This window comes from Streptomyces sp. NPDC058086, from assembly GCF_042885015.1.
GTDB lineage: Bacteria > Actinomycetota > Actinomycetes > Streptomycetales > Streptomycetaceae > Streptomyces.
The window spans coordinates 92,217-116,239 of record NZ_JBHVST010000010.1 but is presented as its reverse complement, the minus strand read 5'-3'; the positions used below and the strand labels follow the sequence as shown (position 1 = coordinate 116,239).

Annotated in this window: 25 protein-coding genes; 11 read left to right on the top strand and 14 right to left on the bottom strand. The window is 66.6% G+C overall.

Going from position 1 to position 24,023, the window contains the following annotated elements:
• Window positions 1-2: 2 nt before the first annotated feature.
• The 7 genes from ACFVWD_RS10715 to ACFVWD_RS10685 all read right to left on the bottom strand — a co-directional run bounded on the left by ACFVWD_RS10715 (window position 3) and on the right by ACFVWD_RS10685 (window position 3,439).
• Window positions 3-320 (bottom strand): hypothetical protein, encoded by a 318-nt coding sequence (locus ACFVWD_RS10715; RefSeq protein ID WP_389595079.1) that lies wholly within the window; start codon window positions 318-320, stop codon window positions 3-5.
• A gap of 2 nt (window positions 321-322) precedes the next feature.
• The gene (locus tag ACFVWD_RS10710; protein ID WP_389595077.1) at window positions 323-508 is read right to left on the bottom strand and encodes a hypothetical protein; all 186 of its coding nucleotides are present in this window, start codon (window positions 506-508) and stop codon (window positions 323-325) included.
• Window positions 509-581: 73 nt separating this feature from the next.
• On the bottom strand, window positions 582-1,406 hold the full coding sequence (locus ACFVWD_RS10705) for a phosphoadenosine phosphosulfate reductase (protein ID WP_389595075.1): 825 nt from the start codon (window positions 1,404-1,406) through the stop codon (window positions 582-584).
• Window positions 1,403-2,275 carry a protein spdB gene (locus ACFVWD_RS10700; RefSeq protein WP_389595073.1) on the bottom strand — a complete coding sequence of 291 codons (873 nt, stop codon included), beginning with the start codon at window positions 2,273-2,275 and terminating at the stop codon, window positions 1,403-1,405. Before ACFVWD_RS10700 ends, ACFVWD_RS10705 begins: the two co-directional genes overlap by 4 nt.
• Entirely contained in the window at window positions 2,272-2,541 is a 270-nt protein-coding gene (locus ACFVWD_RS10695; protein ID WP_389595072.1) for a DUF6284 family protein, read from the bottom strand. Before ACFVWD_RS10695 ends, ACFVWD_RS10700 begins: the two co-directional genes overlap by 4 nt.
• Before the next feature lie 185 nt (window positions 2,542-2,726).
• Window positions 2,727-2,942, bottom strand: a complete 216-nt coding sequence (locus ACFVWD_RS10690) for a hypothetical protein (RefSeq protein ID WP_389595071.1) — start codon at window positions 2,940-2,942, stop codon at window positions 2,727-2,729.
• A gap of 116 nt (window positions 2,943-3,058) precedes the next feature.
• The gene (locus ACFVWD_RS10685) at window positions 3,059-3,439 is read right to left on the bottom strand and encodes an ATPase (RefSeq protein ID WP_389595069.1); all 381 of its coding nucleotides are present in this window, start codon (window positions 3,437-3,439) and stop codon (window positions 3,059-3,061) included.
• A 528-nt stretch (window positions 3,440-3,967) separates the two neighbouring features.
• On the opposite strand from ACFVWD_RS10685, the gene ACFVWD_RS10680 reads away from it, so the two are divergent.
• Entirely contained in the window at window positions 3,968-4,762 is a 795-nt protein-coding gene (locus tag ACFVWD_RS10680; protein ID WP_389595067.1) for a GntR family transcriptional regulator, read from the top strand.
• A complete protein-coding gene (locus tag ACFVWD_RS10675; RefSeq protein WP_389595066.1) occupies window positions 4,759-5,433 on the top strand; it encodes a YdcF family protein in 675 nt (224 codons plus the stop codon). The genes ACFVWD_RS10680 and ACFVWD_RS10675 overlap by 4 nt, the downstream gene beginning before the upstream one ends.
• A 231-nt stretch (window positions 5,434-5,664) precedes the next feature.
• Here the strand turns inward: ACFVWD_RS10675 and ACFVWD_RS10670 are convergent, their stop codons facing one another.
• The 5 genes from ACFVWD_RS10670 to ACFVWD_RS10650 form a co-directional block, all read right to left on the bottom strand.
• Entirely contained in the window at window positions 5,665-6,618 is a 954-nt protein-coding gene (locus ACFVWD_RS10670; RefSeq protein WP_389595064.1) for a helix-turn-helix domain-containing protein, read from the bottom strand.
• 188 nt (window positions 6,619-6,806) lie between these two features.
• Entirely contained in the window at window positions 6,807-7,973 is a 1,167-nt protein-coding gene (locus ACFVWD_RS10665) for a helix-turn-helix domain-containing protein (protein WP_389595062.1), read from the bottom strand.
• On the bottom strand, window positions 7,970-8,773 hold the full coding sequence (locus ACFVWD_RS10660; protein WP_389595060.1) for a hypothetical protein: 804 nt from the start codon (window positions 8,771-8,773) through the stop codon (window positions 7,970-7,972). The genes ACFVWD_RS10665 and ACFVWD_RS10660 overlap by 4 nt, the downstream gene beginning before the upstream one ends.
• Before the next feature lie 928 nt (window positions 8,774-9,701).
• Window positions 9,702-10,778, bottom strand: a complete 1,077-nt coding sequence (locus ACFVWD_RS10655; RefSeq protein ID WP_389595059.1) for an MrcB family domain-containing protein — start codon at window positions 10,776-10,778, stop codon at window positions 9,702-9,704.
• 516 nt (window positions 10,779-11,294) lie between these two features.
• Window positions 11,295-12,479 (bottom strand): hypothetical protein, encoded by a 1,185-nt coding sequence (locus ACFVWD_RS10650; RefSeq protein ID WP_389595057.1) that lies wholly within the window; start codon window positions 12,477-12,479, stop codon window positions 11,295-11,297.
• A 306-nt stretch (window positions 12,480-12,785) separates the two neighbouring features.
• Here ACFVWD_RS10650 and ACFVWD_RS10645 point away from each other — a divergent pair, with 306 nt between their 5' ends.
• Complete coding sequence (locus ACFVWD_RS10645) at window positions 12,786-13,136, top strand: hypothetical protein (protein WP_389595055.1); 351 nt, start codon at window positions 12,786-12,788, stop codon at window positions 13,134-13,136.
• Window positions 13,129-13,317, top strand: coding sequence for a hypothetical protein (locus tag ACFVWD_RS10640; protein ID WP_389595053.1), 189 nt, complete (start codon window positions 13,129-13,131; stop codon window positions 13,315-13,317). The genes ACFVWD_RS10645 and ACFVWD_RS10640 overlap by 8 nt, the downstream gene beginning before the upstream one ends.
• Window positions 13,318-13,750: 433 nt before the next feature.
• Here ACFVWD_RS10640 and ACFVWD_RS10635 read toward each other — a convergent pair whose 3' ends face one another.
• Entirely contained in the window at window positions 13,751-15,172 is a 1,422-nt protein-coding gene (locus tag ACFVWD_RS10635) for a DNA sulfur modification protein DndB (protein ID WP_389595051.1), read from the bottom strand.
• A 575-nt stretch (window positions 15,173-15,747) separates the two neighbouring features.
• On the opposite strand from ACFVWD_RS10635, the gene ACFVWD_RS10630 reads away from it, so the two are divergent.
• The gene (locus tag ACFVWD_RS10630; RefSeq protein ID WP_389595049.1) at window positions 15,748-15,990 is read left to right on the top strand and encodes a hypothetical protein; all 243 of its coding nucleotides are present in this window, start codon (window positions 15,748-15,750) and stop codon (window positions 15,988-15,990) included.
• Between the two features lie 174 nt (window positions 15,991-16,164).
• Here ACFVWD_RS10630 and ACFVWD_RS10625 read toward each other — a convergent pair whose 3' ends face one another.
• On the bottom strand, window positions 16,165-17,904 hold the full coding sequence (locus ACFVWD_RS10625) for a dolichyl-phosphate-mannose--protein mannosyltransferase (protein WP_389595048.1): 1,740 nt from the start codon (window positions 17,902-17,904) through the stop codon (window positions 16,165-16,167).
• Between the two features lie 94 nt (window positions 17,905-17,998).
• Here ACFVWD_RS10625 and rsmI point away from each other — a divergent pair, with 94 nt between their 5' ends.
• The 6 genes from rsmI to ACFVWD_RS10595 all read left to right on the top strand — a co-directional run bounded on the left by rsmI (window position 17,999) and on the right by ACFVWD_RS10595 (window position 23,989).
• Window positions 17,999-18,856: a 16S rRNA (cytidine(1402)-2'-O)-methyltransferase gene (gene rsmI / locus ACFVWD_RS10620; protein WP_360266374.1), complete on the top strand. Its 858-nt coding sequence runs from the start codon at window positions 17,999-18,001 to the stop codon at window positions 18,854-18,856.
• A 200-nt stretch (window positions 18,857-19,056) separates the two neighbouring features.
• Entirely contained in the window at window positions 19,057-19,491 is a 435-nt protein-coding gene (locus tag ACFVWD_RS10615; protein ID WP_389595047.1) for a hypothetical protein, read from the top strand.
• 90 nt (window positions 19,492-19,581) lie between these two features.
• Window positions 19,582-20,454 carry a TatD family hydrolase gene (locus tag ACFVWD_RS10610; RefSeq protein ID WP_168509115.1) on the top strand — a complete coding sequence of 291 codons (873 nt, stop codon included), beginning with the start codon at window positions 19,582-19,584 and terminating at the stop codon, window positions 20,452-20,454.
• A 139-nt stretch (window positions 20,455-20,593) separates the two neighbouring features.
• Window positions 20,594-22,000, top strand: coding sequence for a ubiquitin-like domain-containing protein (locus ACFVWD_RS10605; RefSeq protein ID WP_389595045.1), 1,407 nt, complete (start codon window positions 20,594-20,596; stop codon window positions 21,998-22,000).
• 151 nt (window positions 22,001-22,151) lie between these two features.
• Window positions 22,152-23,057, top strand: coding sequence for a 16S rRNA (adenine(1518)-N(6)/adenine(1519)-N(6))-dimethyltransferase RsmA (rsmA, locus tag ACFVWD_RS10600; protein ID WP_389595043.1), 906 nt, complete (start codon window positions 22,152-22,154; stop codon window positions 23,055-23,057).
• Window positions 23,054-23,989 carry a 4-(cytidine 5'-diphospho)-2-C-methyl-D-erythritol kinase gene (locus ACFVWD_RS10595; RefSeq protein WP_389595042.1) on the top strand — a complete coding sequence of 312 codons (936 nt, stop codon included), beginning with the start codon at window positions 23,054-23,056 and terminating at the stop codon, window positions 23,987-23,989. The genes rsmA and ACFVWD_RS10595 overlap by 4 nt, the downstream gene beginning before the upstream one ends.
• The last annotated feature ends 34 nt before the right edge of the window (window positions 23,990-24,023 follow it).

Genomic DNA, 24,023 nt, shown 5'->3' with positions numbered 1-24,023 from the left:
GGTCAGAACCAGCGGGAAGACTTCTTGGCGGCCTTGACGCGGGCGGCCTCGGTGATGAGGCGCTGGCGCTCGGCGTGCAGGGCGGTCAGTTCCGCGTTCAGCCGCATCTCGGCAGCGGAACCAGTGCTGTCCATCCGCTCCTCGGCACGGCTGGTGCTGCGGCCGCGGGAGGCGCGGTAGGCGCCGCCGGCCAGGGCGCGGGCCATGGCGCGGCGCTCCGAGCCGTTCAGCGGCCACCACTCGCCCCGGCGGACGGCTTCCAGCTTTTTCTGCGTCTGTTGGATCTCGCGGTCCAGACGGCGGATGTCGGAGTTGGCCATGGTCATCCCTTCCTGGGGTAGGTGTGGCCGGCGGGCGGCTGGTCGCACTGGTTGGCGTACAGGGCACGGGCGACGATCAGTTCGAACTCGTCCGGCTCGCGGTCAGGGGGCAGGGAGTCACCGAGGGCGGCCATCAGGCCCACGGTGCGGGCGCAGTCGTCGGCGGCGGTCTCGCGGCAGATGCTCAACAGGCCCCCTTGCGAGCGGGTGGACGGACCCCGCCGGATCGTGCTTGGAAGGTCCGGGCGGTGTGCTGGTTGCTCACGTCATGCACCAGCCGGAGTCACAGCCGGAGTCCCATTCGTCGAACGGCAGCGTGTCCACGCCGTCCGGGATCGCCTTGCGCAGGGGCCGGTTGAACCGGGTCAGCCAGACGTGGTCTTTGCCGAGTTCGTCACGGCGACGGTTGAGGAGTTCTTCGAGCTGGCACGCGCGCTCGAACAGCTCCGGATCGCCGCGGCGCATGTCGTGCCACGTTTCCGGACGGTGGAAGGGGCAGAACCAGCACGATGACTTCGGCGGCACCGGCAGGCCCGCGTTACGGATGATGCGGGCGCAGTCGATACGCCGGATACCGCGCTCTAACAGCGGGTATTCGATCCGCTCGTGCGGTTCGCAGCGCCGCTTGTTGGCGCGGGCGATCTCATCGAGGCTGATTCCGATCCCGACCGTGGCAGGCGCGTCCTTCGTTGCCCCGCGGCGTTTGAGCTCGTCGCCGATGACGGCGATTTTGAAGCTGGCCGTGCAGGAGCGGGTGCCCGGGGCCCCGTTCGACATCCGCACCGGGATCTTCAGCGACCGCGAGCCCTCGCGAGTGAGGTCCTGATAGAGAGTGCGGACCTCACCGGAGCGCTTCATGATCCGGTCGAGAACGACCAGCTCAAGGCCGTGTGCTTCGGCGTAGGGGATTGCGTACTGGTGCAGGTAGCGCAGGGTTCCGGGGTGCTCGGAGTCGTCGCCCACGTTGGCCATCAGGAACGTGCGGAAGTCCAGCTCGCCCGTGGCCGCGAGGACCAGGGCGGCGGTGGACTGCACACCGCCGCCGAAGCTGAATGCCTTCACCTGCGTGGTGCTGACGCTGTTCACGCGACCACCCGCTTCCACGCGGCCCTAAGGCGGACCTCGGATGCGGAGTGGCCGGATGCGCGGAAGCGGCCGGCCATCTCCCGGTAGGAGAGGGCGGGGGTTTCGCTGTGGCGGATCTCGTCGACCAGCGCGTCGAGCGCTTCGTCGGTGAGGGCGGGCGCCGCGTCCAGGCTGAACGCCGATACCGGTTCGGTGGGTCCCCAGACGGGCAGTTGCCAGCGGGGTGTGACGTCGGGTGTGACGCGGTTCGTCACGCTGGTCAGTGCCCTGCCGGTGTCCTCGCCGTCCCGTGCCGTTTCCAGCGTCGACCACGCTCGCGAGAGGGTCTGTGCGGTCTTGGCTTGGACGCGTGCGACGCGGGCGCCGGCCTGCGTCACGGCCGTCAGCCGGGTTTCCTCGGTGGTGGCTTCGGCCCGCAGGCGGGCGCGGGCCACGGCGGCTTCGTCGCGGGCCTCTTGCTGGATTCCCCGGATCGCTCCGAGGGCGTTCGGGGTGAGTGCGGTCCGCTCCCACAGCCCGTGGACCAGCCACAGGGCTTTGGCGGCGATGGGCAGCCAGGCCACGGCCAGCCATGCGCCGGCGGACTCTTCGGCGGTGAGTGCGTGGGCGATGAGGACGCCGGCGGCGATGAGGCCGAAGGACCAGCCGACGCCGGTGACGGCGTGGCTGTGGTCGCCTTGGGCGGCGAGGCGGCGTTCGTAGGCGAGGGTGGCCAGCCATCCGCCGTCGATGCCGAGACCGACGACCAGGGCGACGGGCCACGGCATCGCCGTGCCCAGCCACATCAAGACCACGGCCAGGGTGAGGACCATGGACACGGCCGTCATGGCGACGGCGGGAAGCACGGTCTTGGTGGTCTTGGCGTTCATGCCGCGTCCCCGGTGGTCATCTCGTCGGTGGTGCGGTTGGCGAGGGTGCGCCACTCGGTGAGGACCCGGGCGAGGGCGCGGCGTACGCGGCGGGTGTCGACCTCGTTCGGGGTGTGGTCCATGGCGATGATCTGCGCGTCGATCAGGTCGACGTCCGCCAGGATCAGCGGCATTTCCGACTCGATCGTGTCCAGTTCCGCATCCGTCGGCTCGTTCCAGTCGGCGAATGCGGTAACAGCTTCCTGAACAGTGACGATGTGCTTCATTGGGTCGTGTTCTCCCTAGTCGGTGGTACGGCCCGAAAGCGGTCCCCGGGGGGCATCCCGGGGACCGCGCGCCGTTGAGGTGAGAGCCGCACCCGAGTGGTGCGGCGGGCCGCAGAGTTGCGGCCGGTGCCCCGGGCCGGATTCGATCCGGCGCCCTTCACGGCAGGTGGCCGGGGCTGTCCGCGTCAGAAGCGGCGGGAGATGGTGCCGTGGTTGTCGCCCTCGACGACGGTCATGCCCTTGCCGGAGAACGTGCGCCGGCCGGTGTCCTTGCTGTTCGTGCCGGTGTCGCCGTCGTGGATGTCGCCGTTCATCGCCACCGGGCCCGTATTGCCCGAGATGACCGTGCCGATGTCGCCGGTGTGGTCGCCGTTGACGATGATCGTGTTCTTGCGGGCCATGTCTGCTCCTTGAGTGAGGGCCGGCCGGTGGTGGCCGGAGCGCCCCGGGCCGGATTCGATCCGGCACCGTCGCGGCCCCCGTCGCAGCGCGGCGGGTCCGAGGCGAGAGCGGGCGGTCAGCGCTGGACGACGTCCTTGTCGAGGTCGCGGTGCCGGACGGTGACGTCGTGGCCCGCGTCGCGCAGCAGTTCGGCGAGTGCACGGGCGAAGGTGGGGGCGCGGTGCCGGCCTCCCGCGCACCCGTCGGCGACGGTGACGGTTCCGGCGGACAGGCCGGACGTGAAGGCGTCCACCGTCGCGGCGGTCGCGAGCACGAGGGCCGCGATACCCGGGGTGGACAGCACCGCTGTGCGTACCGGCTCGTCGTCCGCGGTCATGTACCGCAGTTCCGGGCTGACGTGCGGGTCGCGGAAGTGGTGGCGCAGGTCGATGGTCAGGTACGCGGCGGGCGGCTCGTCGTGCAGGTAGCCGAACGAAACGATCTCAACAGCAGCCATCAGGGCTCCTTGGAAGCTCAGGGGTGCTCCGGCGAGCCGCAGCAGACGCTGCGGCGGAAGGGGGTCGGCTTCACCGGTCCGCCGTTGCTGCGGCGGACCGGTCCCGAGCCGGTGAATCGGGCGCGTCATCGTCACTGCTCTGACGCCAGCAGGGCAGCGCGCACCAGGTGGCATCACCAAGGGCTGACCTCCAGGAATGGAGGGATGATCCCGAGGGATTTGTCCAGAGTCGGTGCGCGGGGAAGTGGCCGCCGGCGACCTTGACCCGGGTCGCCACGGGGACGGGGAATCTCACCCCGTCGACTCGTCACACTGTTGAGTTCTGAAGGAACGACCAGCAGGGGGCCCCACCCCACGTAGAGGCGAGCTGTCCCGAACCGGCACGGCCTGGAAGCAGCCCAAAGAAGAGCCCTCCCGACTCGCTGTCCTAGGACTGCGAGCGGCCTGAGATGACAGTGGCACGCAGTCCTAGGACTGTCAACAGTCCTAGGACTGTGCTTCACTAGTTCGCGTCGAGAGGAGTTCTGCGTGGCACCGAAGTGGCGCGACCTGGCGGACAGGCTCGCGGAGCAGATCAGGAACGGTGAGTACGCACCGGGCGCCCAGTTGCCCCAGATCAGAGAGTTGGTCGACGCGGGGGAAGGCTCTAAGGCCACCGTTCATCAGGCCTACAAGGCTTTGGAGGCTGAAGGCCTCGTGACGTCTACACGCGGTCACGGCACCGTGGTGCGTCCGCGCACTCCCCTCAAGCGGCTCGGCATCGCCCGTTACGACAAGGCGAAGTGGCGCGACGGGGACGAGGTCGCGTTCATCGCTGACCGCGTTGCCTCAGGCCGGGCCTACAAGCGCAACGAACAGACGCAGACCGTGGGCCGCGTGCAGGCGAGCAGCCTCGTGGCGGAGGGGCTAGGTGTCCCGGTCGGCTCTGAGGTGTACGCGCGCGCCCGCCTCGTGAAGGAGGGAACGCAGCCGACCCACACCCTGACCAGCTATTACAGACCGGAGCACGTCGAGGGAACACGCATCGTCGACCCCACTCCGGGCCCTGCCGGTCGTGGCGGCGGATTCCGGGTCCTCTACGACGCCGGATACGAGATCGACCACATGAGAGAGGCCTTGTTCGCCCGAGTCCCGACCGCGGACGAGGTGCAGCTCCTGCAACTCCCTGTCGGTGAACCCGTGGTCGAGCTTCATCGGACCACGTACACGGCAGAGGGCACGGTGGTCGAGTTCGCGGTGGGTATCCACTCAGCCTCTCGCTTCGCGTGGGAGTACGACTTCAAGGTTCCGGACTCGGCACAAGACAGGAAGGGCCAGGAATGATCTCGGCACAGGCATGGGCGGATGCCCAGCTTCTGTGGGACTACCACCGCATGCACCACGACGCGCGGCCTTGTTCGGTGGCCGTCGGTCTGGGTAGCCACGACCTGAGGGTGGCTGACGTGACAGCTGAGCTGTATCACCAAGGTATGGCGCCGGTCATCGTGTTCACTGGGGCCACTAGCCCTACGACACGAGCGCGCATGCCGCGTGGAGAGGCTGTCCACTACCGAGAGCGAGCGTTGCAACTGGGGGTACCCGATTCCGCTGTACTCCTGGAACCGCGTGCGACGAACACCGGCGAGAACATCGAGTTCACGAAAGCGGTACTGGTCGCGGCTGGCATCACGGTCTCGTCTGTCCTGCTCGTAAGCAAGCCGTACGAAGAGCGACGTTCGTACGCCATGATGCGCAAGCTCTGGGCTGACGTCGAGGTTGTGTGCGCATCCACGCCGATGGGCCTGGAGGAATACGCCGACTCCATCGGGGATGCTCGCATGGTGATCGACATGATCGTGGGAGCCCTACAACGAGTGCTCGTCTTCCCCGGCTGGGGCCTGGCCATCGAGCAGGATGTCCCGGATGCCGTCGTGGCCGCCTACAAGCGCCTTTGCGCCGAGGGCTTCACCACTCGACTCCTGCCGGCTGACGTTGCGGCCCGTCCTGGCGCGTGATCCCAGGGCAGTTCGAATTCTGTCGGACGTGCAGCGCAAAGAGACCCCGTCGAGAGACGGGGCCTCTCGTGTTTCGGGGCGGGTGTGCGCGCCGACGCGGTCATCATTCGGGAAGACCTATGTGCTGCGGGCGGAGACGGGAAACTCTGCTGTAGCTGGGGCGGTCGGCTCCACGACTTTTGCTAGCGGCTCTGGCGCGAGCCTCGAAGGTTATGACTCCAACGTCGGTATTTACTGGCTTTCCCGCTGAGTGCCCGAAGGATGACCCGACCCTTTAGCCCGCAGTACAGTACGCGCAGCGACAAGCATGGAATGAATTGCCTCAGGACTCATAGCCCACTTGTCGGAGCCGCGGCGGTGAGGGATCGAAAGATACGAACCGCTCACCTTTGATCCGATCATTGCCCCCTTAACAACGAACGGCTTGATCTCCTCTGGTTGCGGCGGAATGTACACCGCCATAATGTCACCGGATCCGACTGGCACAACATCCATAACTAACCCCTCCACCGGAGGGATCACGCGCTCTTGCAGGATTTGCATATATCTCTGAATGTTTAGTGAGCCGCGCCTGCAAGGCGTAATACGGGCGAGTGTATCTTTGCCCGATGGATCCTTCTCAGAGGCCACGCCGATCACAATCAAGCCGCCCTGATCCGAATTAGCGAACGAGGCCACATCGCAGGCAAACTCATACTTCTGTGAATCAGCAGCGATGCCGTAATTCTCCCGCTTCACCTCTAGCCAATCATTTTCGGATTGACCCAAGACCAGAGAAGGGGCCCCGGCGCTAATCAAGGCGTAGACGCCCGACGGTGTCTTTAGGTTCACCCGATCATGCTGCAAGAGCATGGCTAGGGTGTCCGAAAAGGCTGTATATTGCGGGATGCTCCAATCGACAGGAATTGCGAGATTCATTTCCACTGAATCCGCGGGTCCACAGAATCGAACCGATAAGACCTCGACCCCTCGCCGTTCGAAATAATCGCCCAGGCGCTCTTTGAAATCTTCCCTTTCTTTAACCCGTGCGTAATCTGCACATGTGATTACGCACAACCTATCTTCGTCGAGCAGCTCAAAGCTCTCGTATCTGCCGTGTTCGTCGCCCTCGTAAACTCGCACTCCGTCAATAAGGGGCGACTTAAGGAGAATTGAAACAGGGTTGTCAACTTCCTGCTCCAGCACTTCTCGGGCACTCTTTAAGAAGTCGCGAATCTGAGGCAAGATTGCCTGGCTTACCCGGTCGCGAGGCACAGTAAATTCATTGATACTGTTAGGCTCAACAGACCAACCGTCGCTTAGTTCAAGGCGGAACTTTCCTTATTGAAGTTGATTCTCATTTAATCTCCCCCTGCCCTGCGTGTCCCGCAGGTCTACTTGCCAGAAAAAAGTGATACGACACCATCGGGGAGATTCTGCCTCTCGGACTCCTCATCGGCCTCTGGCTTGTGCTGGGGGAACCTGGAGCAGATCTGCCGGAAGAGTTCCAAGGGGACGCGTGCTTCATCGGCAAGAGTGCGCTGATTAATTCCTGAGCCTTCAAGAAGGGCAACGGCCCCTGGCAATATTGACGGTTGCTCCAGGACGGGCATCACGCCGGGTTCTTGACGCCGCCACCCCTTGGAGCTTAGGAACATCATTGCATTCCGATATGTCACCTCACTCATTGCACCCAATGCGCGAGAGCGGTACAGAAGGGCTTGCAGGCTGACGCCCCAAGATTCCTTTAGGCGCTGCAATTGCCCCCAGTCTGCTTTTGCTGGCAGAAGGTCTGAGATCTGATCTTTTGGCATTAGGAACTCTGAAGCGAATCGGTCGGCTTGAGTCTCGGTATTAGATGAACCGGGCTCCGCATCTGTGTGCATGACTAGATGGCCCAGCTCGTGAGCAAGGTCGAATCGCTGCCTGTAATAGTCACGCTTAGTGGGATTTAGCGCGACCACCGGGCGAGACATTCCCTCGAATGAATACGCATCTACGCTCGCGCTCGCAAGCGCACTAAAAACGACAAGGACGCCGCGATTCTCTGCGCTGCGCACTAGGTGCGGTAGTGGTCCTAGTGGCATGTTCCAAGAGGCTCGCAGGATTTTTGCGGCTTCTTCCGGAGAGTCGGTTTCGTCATTGGCTTCGAAGTTCGGGACATCCGCAACAGGGAACTCCACATGCCTCTCAAGGGTGGCAGAAACCTCTACCGTGGCTAGGCCGTATGCCAACGCCTGATCTCTGGCCAACTGAGTGGTGGACCGCAGGGAGCGAAAATGTGCAACGACGTCCGAGAACTCCAGTTCCACGGGCCCTGGCAGGAAGAATGACGGATCCACACCCAGGGCGAGGCTCAGTTGCGCAACGGTGGCCGGGGCTGGCCGCTTTGTGTTCTTTTCGTACGAGGCAATCGCTGTAGGGGTTTTTCCGACTTTGTCGGCCAAACCGTTCTTGCGGAGGCCCGCCAATTGGCGGGCCAACCTCAAGCGTCTTCCGTCGAAGAGCTGCGCAACATCACCGATCTGGACTGAGGATCGGTGACGAGAATTCATGCTCATCCACTCGTTTCGTTACTGTTGCGCTCCTTTGGCGTCTGGCGAAGACGGACCGGAGCGTCAGAGACAACTTCGTTCGGATTGGGAGTGTACGGCTGCGGGTCGTAGCCGACAGGCACACCCCCTCCTTGTTCGGGGGGAAGTGTCATCAGGTCGTACTTCCAGTGCCACGACTGGTGGCTTACGAGGTTAGGACGGCCGAATATCAGTTCTCGCTCTTTGAGTTCCTCGTGGATGCTGTGTCCGACAACGAAGGTGTCGACGGCTTCCCCGTCGTCAGCATCCATGAGCGCGGGAACGGGCTCGAACTCGTCCAGCCAGGCCGAGAAGAGATCCTGTTGTGCGGGGTCAGGGTCAGGGTGCGAGGCAACCCGACGTTTGGTGTCGCTCTTTGTGGCCCAGCGAATCTTGCGGCTTCTTCCGAAGGGGAATGACTGCAGGAGCCACCGCCGCGAACCGAACTGCCACCCTGGCGAGTTGTTGAGGGGGGAGTACGAGACGAGGTGAGGGCCGACGCGGGGCATCTTGTCGACATCGGTCGGATGCAACCCTTCGCGCACTGCATCCATCCCGGCCTCTGCCGGTATGCCGACGGGAAGTTGGAAGTCTCCACATGAGAAGACGCGATCCATGCGGTCGCAGATGAGGCCATGAGCTGTGTAGCCGACGTAGCCGGGTCCGTACCCGCGGCGCGGGTCGTAGTCCCGCATTGTCTCCGCGTACGCGGAAGCTACCGCCCACGAGATGCCGGCGAACACAGCTGCTTTCGAGAGGTCGCTGACGACCTCCTCCTGCTCTGTCATGGCAGCACTGTACCTGTAATCAGTAATCCATGCATCAAACTGAACCACTTGCCCTCTGGGGCGTCCTGAGTCGAACCGAGCTGCGGCGCGTGGCACTGTACTGGGTGGCACTGACAATCCGGTGGACTACGTGGGGCCGCTCGGAACGGGACGGGGCACATGGCCTCTTGGCGCCCGCATGCTTCGGCTTCGGTTGCGTGTCGCTGCGGCCATCCTCTGGCCAAGACAACCCATGTGGGGCACACGTGGCCAGGAAACGGGCTGGTCAAGGACGGTCTCGGCGGCCCAGGCGAAGCGGTCTTGAAAGCCGTTCCATTGGCGCCGTATGCACGGCCCTGGGGAACGGCGCCCCCGACTGGTTTACAGGGCATGAGGTCTGACCTCACGGTGGTCGCTGTCGAACACCGGCCTCAGGAGTCGGCAGCAAACACGCATGCTCGACGGCACATTGCCCACGAGCACACAGCGGGAGGGCTCTCCCGGAAGCATGTCCGACGCCCTGACTCCTGAGGCTGGTCAGAGGCAGGCGGCACTGTATCCGCGGGTCGTTCGGCGATGAACCAGGCTATGAAGAGGAAGAACGCCAGGGGGAGCGCGGAGAGCGCGCAAATGAGCCAGCGTCCGGGACCATCGATGTGGGTCAGCGCCCAGACCAAGGGACCGCCGATGGCGGCCAGTACCCACAGGACGTTGCGCGTGGCCTCCCGACTCGTCAGTTTGTCGAGGAGCAGGAACCAACCCGCTGCCCACGGGAACCACAACAGCTCCAACACTCGCCCTCCCTCTAGCTGAACGTGTCTCCGCAATCTAGGCCGGGGCGGACAGGTGCACCGCCTGTATGCCGCAGAAGGGCAGCAGAGGTTCCAGGTTCCGGTCCGTAGGCCCACGCTGCTTCCGGCCGGTGCAGGCAGCCGCTCGGGTGCCCTCTTTAAGTAAGTCCTGCCGCGATAGCGGATGGTGATCCGGCCCAGCCCTCGCCGGTGCGCCACACTGCCGCGATGCCGTGATGCTCCAAGAGTCGGGTGAACCCGTCACCGACGGGCTCGGAGAACAGCGCCATCCTGCGAGGTTGTGCGTCCTCCGGGTACAGGAAAAAGGCATAGGTGGCCAGTTGCCCCAGAGCCTCGCGTACAGCTCCTGTGGCGTTGCCGCGGCGGATGAACTTGGCTTCAGCGAGCCAGTGAATGCCGTCTTTGATGATGACGAGGTCTCGGGGATGGCGGTTAGTGCCCACCTCGACGCCTTGGGCGAGGAGGAAGTTGCCGTACTGCTGCACGAGGGTTTCGTGACTGCGGCTTTTACGGAGCTTTCGTGCTGTAACTATCTGTACATACTCTTCGTCGCTCTTGGGTGCAAAGTGCAGCAGGTTTTCGCTTGACTGCCCGGGGGGCTGCTCGACCACGGTGACGATGGTGTCTCGGGTGGTCTGTCGTACCTCCTCGCGTACGGCCAGGGCGTCTTGGTACAGAGTGATCATGCGGCTGAGGTCGGTGCGCAGCGTCTGCTCGTCGGGCATAGCGGCGAGTTCGTAGGTGATGGCCAGGAGGTTGCCGGCCTCATAGGAGCGGGGCAGCCCTGACCTACCACCGAGGTTGATCGCGGTATCCAAGCCCGTCCTGGCTTCGGCGGGAAGGGCTTCTCGGATGGCCTCAGCTTGTGCGGCGAGCCGTTGACGTGCCTCCGGGGCCCCCAGAGCCTTGGTGATCTCGGTGACGCCCTGGTTGAGGCTGAGCGCGAAGGTCTTTCTGTCCTCGGCGAGGAGGTAGACGAGATACATGCCGCGGGTCGCGGTGGTGGTCTCATCGGGGTCGAAGAACGACACCCACGGGCAGACCGCCGCGTTGCCTCGTCCAGGGCTGCCCTCGACGAGATAGCCGGCCGGCACCAAGTGCCCGATCTCATTTGGCGCCGCGCGGAGTAGGCGCGCCGCGTCGCTGCTCGTGCTGGCGTCGGCACCCACCCCGAAGGTGGTACCGACCTGGTAAAGGAAGTCGCCAAGCTCCATGGTGTGGATGCTACGTGCGGCCACTGACAACAGCCCATGGTCCGTTCACCGCGGGGGACTTGGCCATGGTCACCCACGGACGAGATGCGGCGATCGCGCTTTACGGTGCCTCAGGGGGTCCCGGCCGAGTTGGCTGGTCCGGGACCGTTCGCCTCTTGTGGGTGTGGCACTTGAACCCGCGGTGACGTCGCGGCCACGAAGACTTCAGACCTTGGTGCGAGTCAGTTGGCCGTGATTCTGCGGTAGGGCTCCCCCATGGATGGTTCGTGGTTCAAAATCTCGACATGCCCAACCGAAGAGGTCACTCCGGGACCCGCACCAGTGCGCCGCGCTGCGGCCGCCGTACGAAGAAGGGGACGCCTTGTCGACTGCCGCAGGAGATTGGCGGTGGGTGCCGTCATCACGCAACTGCGTCGGAGCGCGAAGCTGTCGCCGAAGCTAAGCGGGAGAGAATCGCGAAGGTCGAGCGAACGGCGAGGCGGCAGGGACGGGCAGCAGTCATCGGCCTGTCGACCATCACTCTCGCGATGTTGGCTGGGCTGGCCTCATGCGGATGGTCGGCATGGCAGGACCACCAGCGAGAGGCAGCGTGCGAGCCGTACCGCACAAAAGCTCTGAAACTGGACCAGCAGGCGTTGAAGGCAGAAATTCCTCTGGTCTCATCCTTTGATACAGGAATTCGCGACCTTCAGCTTGGTAGTTCCTTGCCTGCGACATTGGGGGAACTGGATGCGACTGAGGCCACGGAAGGTGACATAGCTGCGGCTTACAAGCGGAAGCGTGAGCTTGCGGGACAGGCTGCGAAAGTCGTTCTAGACCATCGAGACTGTATGCCTTGCCCAATGCCGCGAAGTCCTGACGCGCCTCATCTGCCAAATGTCGCACCTCGTTGCATTGCTCCGCGGTCGGTTCCCCTAGGTCATCAAAAAGCATCATTGCGTCCAAAGTCCAATAGACGCGCGTGAAGTGGTGAGCTTCTATTCGAATGTACCGATTTCGCTTCCCCTCCTTCTCGGAAATATCGAGTGCCGCCTGATATTCCTTCGTCATCGTCGGGAAGTCCAGGTTCTGTGCGGCGACATCGGCGAGCACTCGATACGCTTGTAGCGCCTCCAGTGGGTCCTCCATGCGCAGTCCGCTGGCTCCGTCAGGGGCCCGCCGGGTGGCCAATCTTAATGCTCGCTGGGCCATTCTTTCTGCAAGTTCAAGGTCCGTGGTAGATAGTGTCAGGAATAGGCCTATCAGTCGATACGTGGAAGCGCTCACGTTGAGCTTTTTCTGGCCGTACTGATTGACTAGGCTGTCTACTTGACTCGCTAGCGTGACGATCTCATTGCGGCTGGCAGATCCGCCGGTGCGGTCGAGCTGGCTCATCTGTACTACGTATTGAGATATCTCGGTTCGAGCAGCAGCTACCTGCTGTGTAGCGGCGAGATTCCTCGATGCGCTGACGCCGTAGATGGCCAATATGGTGGCGGCGAAGGCAGAGACGGCCGCGATGACGGCGCTGGCGACCGCAGCCTTGGCCGACACGCGTTCAGTGCCCGACGGGGGCGTACCTGTGCGCGGGGACCCCCTGGTGAGAAGAAGCATGTCCCGCTGCGCATTGGTGAGCTCCTTCGATGCGTTGAAGCGGACTACCGCCGATACGGCGGAGACGGCCGCGATGACGGCGCCGGCGACCGCGGCCCTGGCCGACATGCGTTCAGTGGTCGACGCCGGCGTACCTGTGCGCCGGAACCGCCGGGCAAAACGAAGCATGTCCCTCCCGCGTCGTACGACTCCAGCGGTGTAGTTGTGTCAAGTTCAACGTGCAGCGCCTGGTCTGACCGGGCCAGCTATAGACAGCCAAGAGGGTGTTCGGCGACGTACGAGCGCGGTACTAGTGCCCACGGAATTACCTTCACCGCGCCATATCCAATGCTCTTGATGGTCCGGAATTCATCAATCACTACGCCGAGGCGCGACCACTGCAATCCCGGGGGCCGACATATGAAGCGTCGACGCATGACCGTCGACCAACTGCTGCAAGAACAGCGGGTTGACGTGCTGGCCCTCCCGCCCGCGCCGGCGTCCCCGCCAATGCGGGTGGTCATCGACCGCATCCCGTCGCCAGCCTTCTACCCGTGCGCGGTGTGCGGGTGGCTCGGTGCGACGGCCCGCGCCCTCGACACGGGGGACGGGCCACGCTGGCTCGACCTGTGCTGGCGCCACAGCATGAACGTCCACCAGCCGTCGCCGGGCATACCGACGACAATGGAAGGGATCGTCGCCGACCTGCGAGTCGGCGCCGAAAAGGCCGGGGTGGATCTGACGATCCTCACTGACGAAGACTTCCGGGACGACTGCCGTGGATGAGCAGCGCTACCACCTGATCCTGACCGTCGAGGGCTGGCCGCTCATGCACGGCTGGTGGACAGATCGTGCCGTGGCAAACCGCAAGTTCCGGTCGTGGGTTGGCGAGTACGGCAGCCTGCCCGGCGCGCACATTGTCCTCGTAGACAAGGAGGAGGGGGAGGCACTCGCCAGCTGGCCGTAGCAGCGTTATCGGTGGCGCCTCCTACAGCGGTTCCCATCCATATGCGCAACGCACGCTGGGGACGGCTAGATCTCCTCGCCTTCATGCATGGCTGCACGCCGCTTGAGCGGAAATGTGTGCCCAAGTTCTGGAGATGGCAGACGACTCTCAGCGGGCACTTGAAGCCGCTATCGCGACCATTCCGCCGGGTGATGAAGAGCGTGACCCGGATGTGGCGAGCGTCTTCCTCATTTTAAGATCAGGACGACACATGGACGGGATGGAGTAGGCCCCGCCAGGTGGCGCACGAAACAGCAGGCCATAGAGTGTGCGAATGGTTGATCTTGGGTGGACTGTAAATCTCACCACAGGTCAGCGAAACCTCTGACGCCTGAGCCGAGCACGGTCCAGGCAGTCCTGAAGGCTCGATTTCAGGACTGCCCAGGATCAGTCGCTACCCCTCCGTCGTCTTGCGCGGCCGGCCACGACCCTTGGTTGAACGCAGGCCAAGGTGCACGAGCGTCTTCATGTGGTGCATCTCCCTGAAGGCTGCATCGCGCGCGAGCTCCTTCAAGACCCTCTCTGTTGCGGCCTCGTAGTTAGTTCGAGCTCCGCCGGCGGTGGTCGGAGACCAGATGATGTCACCGTTCTGGGCGGTCCCCTTCTCGAAGCGGACGAGCGTGCCCTCGAAGAGGAGATGCTGCATCTGCTCAACACCATCCACCTTGTGAAGCTTGCCCTCGGATCGTCTCCACGGGAGCTCTGCGAGTGCGTCGACGACGTCGTTCAGGGGAACACCACAGAACCGTGCAGCACCAAGGACGCCACCGATCACGTAAAGCCCAGCGGGGGACCCATGCAGGTACTCCGCGCGGAACTGCTTGGGTGACAGGCCCGCTCCGTCAGCGGAGCGACGAAGGTCCTTCCAGCCGGGAATGCGCTCGTATGCGTAGTCGAGAACGGCTACGGTTTCGTCGATAACCGTCTCCAACTCGTCGTTGATGTTGCCGCTGGCCCCCGCACGCTCCTCAAGGGCCTTGCGCACGTTTGTCTCGCGTGCATCGGGAGTGCGGTCCCTGAAGCCGACCAGAGTGGCGGTAGTGAACCCCCGCATGTGCGCGGTCGAGTACAGCGCCTCCTCGCGTGCGGCTGTGCGTAGGTAGACGAGACGAGCCAGTTCGTCAGTGAGGAGCCTCGCGCGCCGCCCGACTTGCGTGCCGAACCTATTTGCGTACGAACTCTGATCGAGTGCTGTCATGAGGGCAGGCGAGATCGGCTTCGTCATCCCGGCCACCACGAACATCCGCGTGACCTCGTCACGATCGCTCTGTACAAGTACTTGGATAGGAGCTGCACTTGACTTCAGGATGCGCTCCTTCTCCTGGTCCTCGCCGAAGGAGGCGCCTTTAACCCGATCCCAGACCCGAGCGAGCGCCTCCAGGGTGTGCTGCCCGTTCTCGATGTGCATAGGCGTGCCCTGGTAAACCGTGAGCATGCCGAACTCGACGCCAGGGGAGATGGATTTGTTGACGCCATGCCAGTGGTACGTCTCTTGGCCGTCGAGGTCTGTGGGGATGGCGAGCTGGATCTGCTGAATCGGGGTGTCGGGACGGTCGTAGAGCCCGTTAGAAATCTTCTCGACGTGCTTGAAGTCGATGGGGCGGTTGCCGTACTCCTCGTCATCAAGATCGAAGTCCTTACGGACGATCACCCCTGACTCGGTGCGCGCCCTCAGCTCCACGAGTGCGGGGACAGGGTGCACGAAGTTGAACGACGGCATCTTTCCGATCATGGTCCGGAACGCCGGAGTCTTGAACGAGACCGGGCGCATGTCCATGCCCTCGGCCATCGCCTGCATGTCAGCCTCGGATGTCATCGGCCCGCCCCTTCAAATTTTGCCTGGCAATTTATTTTTCGCCCGCCAAGCGCACCCCTCGCGAGGGTAATCTCGCGCCGCGTTGTTCTGCAACCAGCTCTGGGCCCATGGGTGGTCGAAGCGCACCGCGTGGTGGTCGATGTTGGCGAGTGTGTGCAGCTCAGGGGCCCGGGAACGCCGGGCCATTTTCGGGGCGCGATCGCCGGAAAAGATTTTGCCCACGGTGGGGCCCGGACCTCGCGCCCCCCGCGGTCGCGCAATGCCGCGCCAACAAATTGGGGGGGGGGCAGGCCCCCAACAACCTGGATAGTTGCGGCACCTCACTCCGTGTGATTACGCTCCTCTCTGTGAGCTAGGCCGCGGTCGAAAAAATCGCCAGGCAAAAAAGGGGGAGGGTCGGACAACCACCACCGACATCCCGCCGTAGCTCATGCCGACGTGGTCACCGAGGGACGAACCCGTCCCCAGGGGACTGCGAGGAGATCAGATGAAGCTGGTGGAGCCGCACCTCTGTCCGTCAAAACTGAAACGCGGCCCCACCCATAGCCCTCGAAAGGGGCTCAACGTCAGTGAACATGAATCCACCCCCGACCGACAACCAGGGCGAGTACCCCCCGCTTGACGACCACGAGGAGCTGGTGACGGCGATGAAGGTCGCGGCCCGGCTGGTGAGCGCCTCCGCCGTCCTGGCGCTCATCGACGTCTGGATCCCGCTGAATCTCGAAGCGTACTTCGCGAGCATCCTGGGCGCCTATGGCGGGTACCTGCTGGCTCGGTTTGGCGGCCCCCAGCCGCCGACTGGGTTGCTGACGAGTTAGCGGAAGCCGTAGTCGCTGGTCGAGGTCTCTGGGACCAGCCCACTGGATGATCACGGCGACCTCCACCGGGGCCGTCGCTGGGCCGTCCGAGGGCAACCCAGGATGACCAACAACGACCAACAACGACCTGAGGGGCGCGATCGTTGTCGCGCCCCTCAGGGTTCGTTCGCCCAGCTAGACCCAGGTGTCCAGCCACATCCGGGAGCGCCACTGGTCTATGGGGATCGCGGTGCCCGTGTACAGGGGCCAGAAGTAGATGAAGTTCCAGGCGATCAGGAGGACCAGGACGCCCGCGCTCGCCGCGCCGATGACGCGGCGGCGTTCCGTGGAGCCGGGTGGGCCGAGGATCGCGCCGATCATCATGGCGACCGCCAGGCACAGGAACGGGACGAAGATGATGGCGTAGAAGAAGAAGATCGTGCGCTCCTGGTACATGAACCAGGGGAGGTAGCCGGCCGCGATGCCGCAGGCGATCGCGCCCGCCCGCCAGTCACGTCGGAACGCCCAGCGCCACAGGACGTAGGCGATCGCGAAGCAGGCGGCCCACCACAGGAGGGGCGTGCCCAGGGCCAGGACCTCGCGGGCGCACTTGTCGCCCGCGTTCGCCGGGCAGCCGTCCTTGCCGGGTAGCGGGGACTCGTAGAAGTACGAGACCGGGCGGCCCAGGACGATCCAGCTCCACGGGTTCGACTGGTAGGTGTGGGGGGACGAGAGGCCGACGTGGAACTCGTACACCTCGTGCTCGTAGTGCCACAGGCTGCGCAGCCAGTCGGGCAGGAAGGTCCAGCTGCCGCCCTTGCCGTCGGTCGCGGCCCAGTTGCGGAAGTAGCCGCCCTTGCCGTTGGTGGGGGAGAGGATCCAGCCGGTCCAGGAGATGAAGTACGTGGCGATCGCCACCGGGACCGTCGCGAGGAACGTGATGCCCGTGTCGTGCTTGAGGGCCGCCAGGTACGGGTGACGGGCGCCCGCGACCCGGCGCGCGCCGACATCCCACAGGACCGCCATCAGGCAGAACGCGAAGAGGACGTACAGGCCGCTCCACTTGGTGCCGAGGGCCAGGCCCAGCATCAGACCGGCCGTCCAGCGCCAGGGGCGCCAGCCGAGGCGGGTGGTCTCGGCGATGTGCGCGTCGGGGCGTACGAGACCGTCCGCGTCCGCGGGCAGGGCTGCCGCCAGTCGGGCACGCGCGCGGTCGCGGTCCACGATCAGACAGCCGAAGGCCGCCAGCACGAAGAACATCAGTACACCGTCGAGCAGCGAGGTGCGGCTCATCACGAAGTGCAGCCCGTCCACCGCCATCAGCGTGCCCGCCAGACAGCCCAGGAACGTCGAGCGGAACATCCGGCGCCCGATCCGGCACAGCAGCAGCACCGACAGCGTGCCGAGCAGCGCCGTCATGAAACGCCAGCCGAACGGATTGAAGCCGAACATCCATTCGCCGAGCCCGATGACGTACTTGCCGACCGGGGGGTGCACCACATAGGCGGCGTCGGAGGGGATGCCGACGTGCCCGTTGTTCTGCAGGATCAGGTCGTTGGCGTTCTTGTCCCAGTTGACCTCGTACCCGCGGTGGATCAGCGCCCAGGCGTCCTTGGCGTAGTACGTCTCGTCGAATATCACCGCCTTCGGGCTGCCCAGGTTCCAGAACCGCATCAGCCCCGCCATCAGGGTCACGAGCAGCGGGCCGCCCCAGCCCGACCAGCGCGTGATGCGTTCGGCGACCTCGTGGCGCAGCCCGAACGCAGCCCAGATCCGGGGACTGGGCTCGGCGTACGGCGGCACGAGCCGATCACGCACATCGCTTCTGGGTGGCGCGGTATATCCGAAGCGGCGCAGCCGCTGCTGCCACGACGGCCGCCGTTCTTCGGCTGCCTGGCCCTGCCGGGTGTCCGTGGAGGACGCGGTACTGGTCACCGCGCCATCGTAGGGAACAGGTCTGTGGGAGTCCCGTGCACGGGCCTAATGGGTGGATGCGGCTGCCGCCGAATGCCCCTGCGAGGATGGAACCGTGACAGGAACCCTTGTTTTGGCCGGCACCCCCATCGGCGACGTGGCCGACGCCCCGCCCCGGCTCGCCCAGGAGCTGGCGGGCGCGGACGTCGTCGCCGCCGAGGACACCCGCAGGCTGCGCCGGCTGACCCAGGCGCTGGGCGTGCAGCCCACCGGGCGCGTGGTGTCGTACTTCGAGGGGAACGAGGCGGCCCGCACGCCCGAACTCGTCGAGGCGCTGGCCGGCGGGGCGCGCGTGCTGCTGGTGACCGACGCCGGGATGCCGTCCGTCTCCGACCCCGGGTACCGGCTGGTCGCGGCGGCCGTCGAGAAGGACATCAAGGTCACCGCCGTACCCGGCCCGTCCGCCGTACTCACCGCGCTCGCGCTGTCCGGGCTGCCCGTCGACCGGTTCTGTTTCGAGGGGTTCCTGCCGAGGAAGGCGGGCGAGCGGCTGTCCCGGCTGCGGGAGGTCGAGGGCGAGCGCCGCACGATGGTCTACTTCGAGGCCCCGCACCGCCTCGACGACACCCTCGCCGCGATGGCCGAGGTCTTCGGGGACGGGCGGCGGGCCGCCGTCTGCCGCGAGCTGACCAAGACGTACGAGGAGATCAAGCGCGGGCCGCTGGGCGAGCTGGCGGCCTGGGCCGCCGAGGGCGTACGCGGGGAGATCACGGTGGTGGTCGAGGGCGCGCCGGAGAAGGGCGCCGAGGAACTGGACGCGGCCGAACTGGTGCGCAGGGTGCGGGTGCGGGAAGAGGCGGGAGAGCGCCGCAAGGAGGCCATCGCGGCGGTCGCGGCCGAGGCCGGAATTCCCAAGCGCGACGTCTTCGATGCGGTGGTCGCGGCAAAGAACGCGGCGCACAGCGCCCCATAGAAGAGCAAAGGGCCGGCACGGAAAGCAAAGCTCAGGCCGTGTCTCCGAGGCATTCCGACAAGGAAAGGCCAAAACGACTCCAATAGTCGACAGGCCTGATGCGTTCCCGCCCGGAGAAGCGTCCACTGGTTGAAGGGACGTACCCGTCCCTCGCCCCCGCCGACCGGGGGCGCTTGTCCAGCGGAACAGCAGGAGCTGGCATGAGTGAGATCGCAGGGCAGACCGGCAGCCGCAGCGCGGCGACCGCCGTCGTCAACGAGTCGTATTCCTTCGCATGCATGCGCTGCGGGCACGGCTGGGAGCAGTCGTTCGAGATAGAGCACCACCGCGACGCCGAGGGCGGCGAGTTCGTGATGTACGTGGCGGACGGCCATGTCGTGCCGTCCCCGCTGAGCCGGCCCTCCTGCCAGAACTGCGACGGACACGTGCTGCGCATCATGCGCGCCGGACAGGTGTCCTCCGTCCAGAACTCCATGCACCAGCACACGCACCGCCCGGTGTCGGCCCACTCCGAGCAGGCCCACGACGAGCAGGCCCACGACGAGGCCCTCGACCAGCCGGCCGTGCCCAAGGAACCCCACCACTGGCACCTCTCCGACCTGCTGCACCCCTTCCATCACCGCAAGGCGGGCTGATCGCGGGAGCGCGGTGACCTCGCCCGGGTGAGGTCCGGCCCACACCCTTCGCGGGATCGGGGGCATGCCCTCCTTTCGTAGGATCGAGGCATGCCCTCCGACAAGACCGAAGCGCCACCGCTCCCCGAGCCGCTGCGCGTCCCCGTCGCCGACTCGCACACCCACCTCGACATGCAGTCCGGCACCGTCGACGAAGGACTCGCCAAGGCCGCCTCGGTCGGCGTGACCACGGTCGTCCAGGTCGGCTGCGACCTGAAGGGCTCCCGCTGGGCGGCCGAGACCGCCGCCGCGTACGAGGCCGTCCACGCCACCGTCGCCCTGCACCCCAACGAGGCACCCCGTATCGTGCACGGCGACCCCGACGGCTGGTCCCGCCAGGGCGCACGGGGGCCCGGTGGCGACGGCGCGCTGGACGAGGCCCTCGCCGAGATCGACCGCCTCGCCGCCCTTCCCCAGGTCAAGGGCGTCGGCGAGACCGGGCTCGACTACTTCCGTACGGGCCCCGAAGGCAAGGCCGCCCAGGAGCGCTCCTTCCGCGCCCACATAGAGATCGCCAAGCGGCACGGAAAAGCCCTGGTCATCCACGACCGCGACGCGCACGCCGACGTGCTGCGCGTCCTGAAGGAGGAGGGCGCGCCCGAGCGGACCGTCTTCCACTGCTACTCCGGCGACGCGGCGATGGCCGAAATCTGCGCCCAGGCCGGGTACTACATGTCCTTCGCCGGAAACATGACCTTCAAGAACGCCCAGCCACTGCGCGACGCGCTGGCCGTGGCCCCCCTGGAGCTCGTCCTCGTCGAGACCGACGCGCCCTTCCTGACTCCCGCCCCGTACCGCGGACGGCCCAACGCGCCTTATCTCATTCCGGTCACGGTGCGCGCCATGGCGGCCGTGCGGGGCATCGACGAGGACACGCTGGCGACGGCGCTCTCTGCGAACACGGCGCGGGCCTTCGGTTACTGAGGGATAGCGCTTCCGGCCATTTTCCGGGGTCACACCTCAGGGCAGTGTCGCGACACAGCGTAGCCGCGTTGCTTGGGAGAGTGACGACCGCTCCGCTAGGTTCTGGTCGCCCGATCCGGATCTCCTGGAGCGTGTCGTCGTGAGCAACTTGCCCAAGTCGCCCAACTCGCAGTACGAGACGTATGGCCTGACTGGAACGTCGTTCGAGGACCGAGAGGGCTACGCGCAGCCGTCGTACGGTGCCGGAAGCCCGGACCGTGGCGGCTACGTGGACACCTACCGGCCCGCGTACGAGGCACTGGCGGCGTCCCAGGCGCCGACCGAGCCGATACTGCCCCGGCAGACGCCGACGTTGGTGCAGACGCGGGCGTTCGGGGAGCCGGAGGGGGAGCCCCGGTCCGGCGGGCGGGCCGCCGCCCGGCGCGCCGCCCGGCGCCGGCGCGCCGCCGAGCGTCCCGACCCGCTGCGGCGGCTGCTGCCCCAGGCGCTGGTCGTCGCCTTCCTCGCCGGCGGCGCCTCCGCCTTCGTCGCCAACGACAAGGCCATCGAGCTCAGCGTCGACGGGAAGGCGCGCACGCTGCACACCTTCGCCGACGACGTGACCGAACTCCTCGCCGAGGAGGGCGTGCGCGTCGGCGAGCACGACGTCGTCGCGCCCGCCCCCGGCACCGAGCTGACCAGCGGCGACGAGATCGCGGTCCACTACGGGCGGCCCGTGCGGCTCACCCTCGACGGACAGCCGCACGAGGTGTGGACGACGGCGCACTCGGTGGACGGGGCGCTCCAGCAGCTCGGGGTGCGCGCCGAGGGGGCGTACCTGTCGACCTCGCGCTCCCGGCGCATCGGCCGGGAGGGCCTCGCGCTCGACGTCCGCACCGAGCGGACGGTGACGATCATGGCGGACGGGCGGGCGCGGACGATCCGGACGAACGCGGCGACCGTCGGCGAGGCCGTCGAGGAGGCCGGGATCACCCTCCACGGCGAGGACACGACGTCCGTCCCGCCGGAGAGCTTCCCCCGGGACGGACAGACGGTCAGCGTCATGCGGATCACCGGCACCCAGGAGGTCCGCGAGGAGGCGATCCTCTTCCGGACGACACGGACGAGCGACCCCTCGCTGTTCCGTGGCACCGAGGTCGTCGACCGGGCCGGGGAACCCGGGACCCGGCGGGTCACCTACCTGCTGCGGACCGTCAACGGGGTCAGACAGAAGCCGCGGAGGGTCGGGGACGAGGTGGTGCGGGAGCCGCGGGGGCAGGTGGTGCGGGTCGGTACGAAGCCGCGGCCCGATTCCGCGCAGGGTGCGGACCGTCTGAACTGGTCCGGGCTCGCGGCGTGCGAGTCCGGCGGTCGCCCCGACGCCGTGGACCCCTCCGGCACCTACGGCGGCCTGTACCAGTTCGACACCCACACCTGGCACACGCTCGGGGGGTCCGGGCGGCCCCAGGACGCGCCGGCCGCGGAGCAGACCCGCCGGGCGAAGAAGCTGTACGTCCGCCGGGGTGCGAGCCCGTGGCCCCACTGCGGAGCCCATCTGCACGGTTGACGGGTTCTCCGGCTGCGGGCCGGTGGGGCTGGTCGCGCCCACGCGGCGGAGCCGCATATCCAGCAACGCCCCGCGCCCCTGAGGCGGGGCTGCGCCCCGCAGTGCCCCGCGCCCCTGCGGGGCGCGGCCCGCACCCCCGTAGTCTTGGGGCGTGAACAGCCCCACCCCCGACGCCCTCCTGGGCCCCGCCGACGTCCGCGAGCTCGCGGGTGCCCTCGGTGTGCGGCCCACCAAGCAGCGCGGCCAGAACTTCGTGATCGACGCCAACACCGTGCGCCGCATCGTGCGCACCGCCGGCGTACGGGCCGACGACGTGGTCGTCGAGGTCGGCCCCGGCCTCGGCTCGCTGACCCTCGCGCTGCTGGAGGCGGCCGACCGGGTCGTCGCCGTGGAGATCGACGACGTACTCGCGGGGGCGCTCCCGGCGACCATCACCGCCCGTATGCCGGCCCGCGCCGATCGCTTCGCACTCGTGCACTCCGACGCCATGCACGTGAACGAGCTCCCCGGCCCCGCCCCCACCGCCCTCGTCGCGAACCTCCCGTACAACGTCGCCGTACCCGTGCTGCTGCACATGCTCGGCACCTTCCCGACCATCGAGCGCACGCTGGTGATGGTGCAGGCCGAGGTCGCCGACCGGCTCGCCGCCGACCCCGGCTCGAAGGTGTACGGCGTGCCGAGCGTCAAGGCCAACTGGTACGCCGACGTGAAGCGGGCCGGCTCCATCGGACGGAACGTCTTCTGGCCCGCGCCGAACGTCGACAGCGGCCTCGTGTCGCTCGTCAGGCGCGCCGAGCCCATCAGGACCACGGCCTCCAAGCGCGAGGTCTTCGCGGTCGTCGACGCCGCCTTCGCCCAGCGGCGCAAGACGCTGCGCGCCGCCCTCGCCGGGTGGGCCGGTTCCGCGGCCGCCGCCGAGGCCGCGCTCGTCGCCGCCGGGGTCTCACCGCAGGCCCGCGGGGAGTCGCTGACGGTGGAGGAGTTCGCCCGTATCGCCGAGAACAAGGCCGAGAACGCCGAGAGCAAGGCAGAGAACAAGGAGAGCGCTCAGCCGTGACGGAGTCGAAGACCGAGCCCAGGACGGGCACGGGCACGGACGTCGTGACCGTTCGAGTCCCCGCCAAGGTCAACGTCCAGCTCGCCGTCGGCGCCGCCCGCCCCGACGGCTTCCACGACCTGGCCAACGTCTTCCTCGCCGTAGGGCTGTACGACGAGGTCACCGTGGTGCCGGCGGACGAGCTGCGGATCACCTGCGAGGGCCCGGACGCCGACCAGGTCCCCCTCGACGCCACGAACCTGGCGGCCCGCGCGGCCCTCGAACTCGCCCGCCGGTACGGCATCGAACCGGCCGTCCACCTCCACATCGCCAAGGACATCCCCGTCGCGGGCGGCATGGCGGGCGGCAGCGCCGACGGTGCCGGCGCGCTGCTCGCCTGCGACGCCCTGTGGGGGACGAACGCCTCCCGCGAGGAACTCCTCGACATCTGCGCCGAGTTGGGCAGTGACGTGCCGTTCAGCCTGGTGGGCGGGGTGGCGCTGGGCGTCGGACGGGGCGAGCAGCTGCGGACGCTCGAGGTCGGCGGGACCTTCCACTGGGTCTTCGCGATCGCCGAGCGCGGGCTGTCGACCCCGGCGGTCTTCCGGGAGTTCGACCGGATGAACGAGGGGGTGCGGATCCCGGAGCCGGTCGCCTCGCAGGAGCTGCTCGACGCGCTGGCCAAGGGGGACGCCGGGGCCCTCGCCCGCGCCGTCTCCAACGACCTCCAGCCCGCCGCCCTCTCCCTCTTCCCGGCCCTCGCCGACACGCTCGCCGCGGGGCGGAACGCCGGTGCGCTCGCGGCCCTGGTCTCCGGCTCGGGGCCGACCACGGCCTTCCTCGCGGCGGACGCCGAGGCCGCGCGCGCGGTCGCCGACGCGCTGCGCGCCTCCGGCACCTGCCGGACGGTACGGGTCACCGACGGCCCCGCCCCCGGCGCGACGGTCGTCTGACCCGCACGGGCGCCGGTACTCGGAGGCACGTCAC

What these genes read in the sequence shown, in the direction of transcription:
- ACFVWD_RS10635 (WP_389595051.1), bottom strand. Translation starts at nt 15,172, where the DNA reads ATGACATCCGAGGCTGACATGCAGGCGATGGCCGAGGGCATGGACATG.
- ACFVWD_RS10660 (WP_389595060.1), bottom strand. Translation starts at nt 8,773, where the DNA reads ATGACAGAGCAGGAGGAGGTCGTCAGCGACCTCTCGAAAGCAGCTGTG.
- ACFVWD_RS10690 (WP_389595071.1), bottom strand. Translation starts at nt 2,942, where the DNA reads ATGGCCCGCAAGAACACGATCATCGTCAACGGCGACCACACCGGCGAC.
- ACFVWD_RS10665 (WP_389595062.1), bottom strand. Translation starts at nt 7,973, where the DNA reads ATGAGCATGAATTCTCGTCACCGATCCTCAGTCCAGATCGGTGATGTT.
- ACFVWD_RS10645 (WP_389595055.1), top strand. Translation starts at nt 12,786, where the DNA reads ATGACCGTCGACCAACTGCTGCAAGAACAGCGGGTTGACGTGCTGGCC.
- ACFVWD_RS10610 (WP_168509115.1), top strand. Translation starts at nt 19,582, where the DNA reads ATGCCCTCCGACAAGACCGAAGCGCCACCGCTCCCCGAGCCGCTGCGC.
- ACFVWD_RS10715 (WP_389595079.1), bottom strand. Translation starts at nt 320, where the DNA reads ATGGCCAACTCCGACATCCGCCGTCTGGACCGCGAGATCCAACAGACG.
- ACFVWD_RS10655 (WP_389595059.1), bottom strand. Translation starts at nt 10,778, where the DNA reads ATGGAGCTTGGCGACTTCCTTTACCAGGTCGGTACCACCTTCGGGGTG.
- ACFVWD_RS10630 (WP_389595049.1), top strand. Translation starts at nt 15,748, where the DNA reads ATGAATCCACCCCCGACCGACAACCAGGGCGAGTACCCCCCGCTTGAC.
- ACFVWD_RS10675 (WP_389595066.1), top strand. Translation starts at nt 4,759, where the DNA reads ATGATCTCGGCACAGGCATGGGCGGATGCCCAGCTTCTGTGGGACTAC.
- ACFVWD_RS10685 (WP_389595069.1), bottom strand. Translation starts at nt 3,439, where the DNA reads ATGGCTGCTGTTGAGATCGTTTCGTTCGGCTACCTGCACGACGAGCCG.
- ACFVWD_RS10695 (WP_389595072.1), bottom strand. Translation starts at nt 2,541, where the DNA reads ATGAAGCACATCGTCACTGTTCAGGAAGCTGTTACCGCATTCGCCGAC.
- ACFVWD_RS10650 (WP_389595057.1), bottom strand. Translation starts at nt 12,479, where the DNA reads ATGTCGGCCAGGGCCGCGGTCGCCGGCGCCGTCATCGCGGCCGTCTCC.
- ACFVWD_RS10700 (WP_389595073.1), bottom strand. Translation starts at nt 2,275, where the DNA reads ATGAACGCCAAGACCACCAAGACCGTGCTTCCCGCCGTCGCCATGACG.
- ACFVWD_RS10615 (WP_389595047.1), top strand. Translation starts at nt 19,057, where the DNA reads ATGAGTGAGATCGCAGGGCAGACCGGCAGCCGCAGCGCGGCGACCGCC.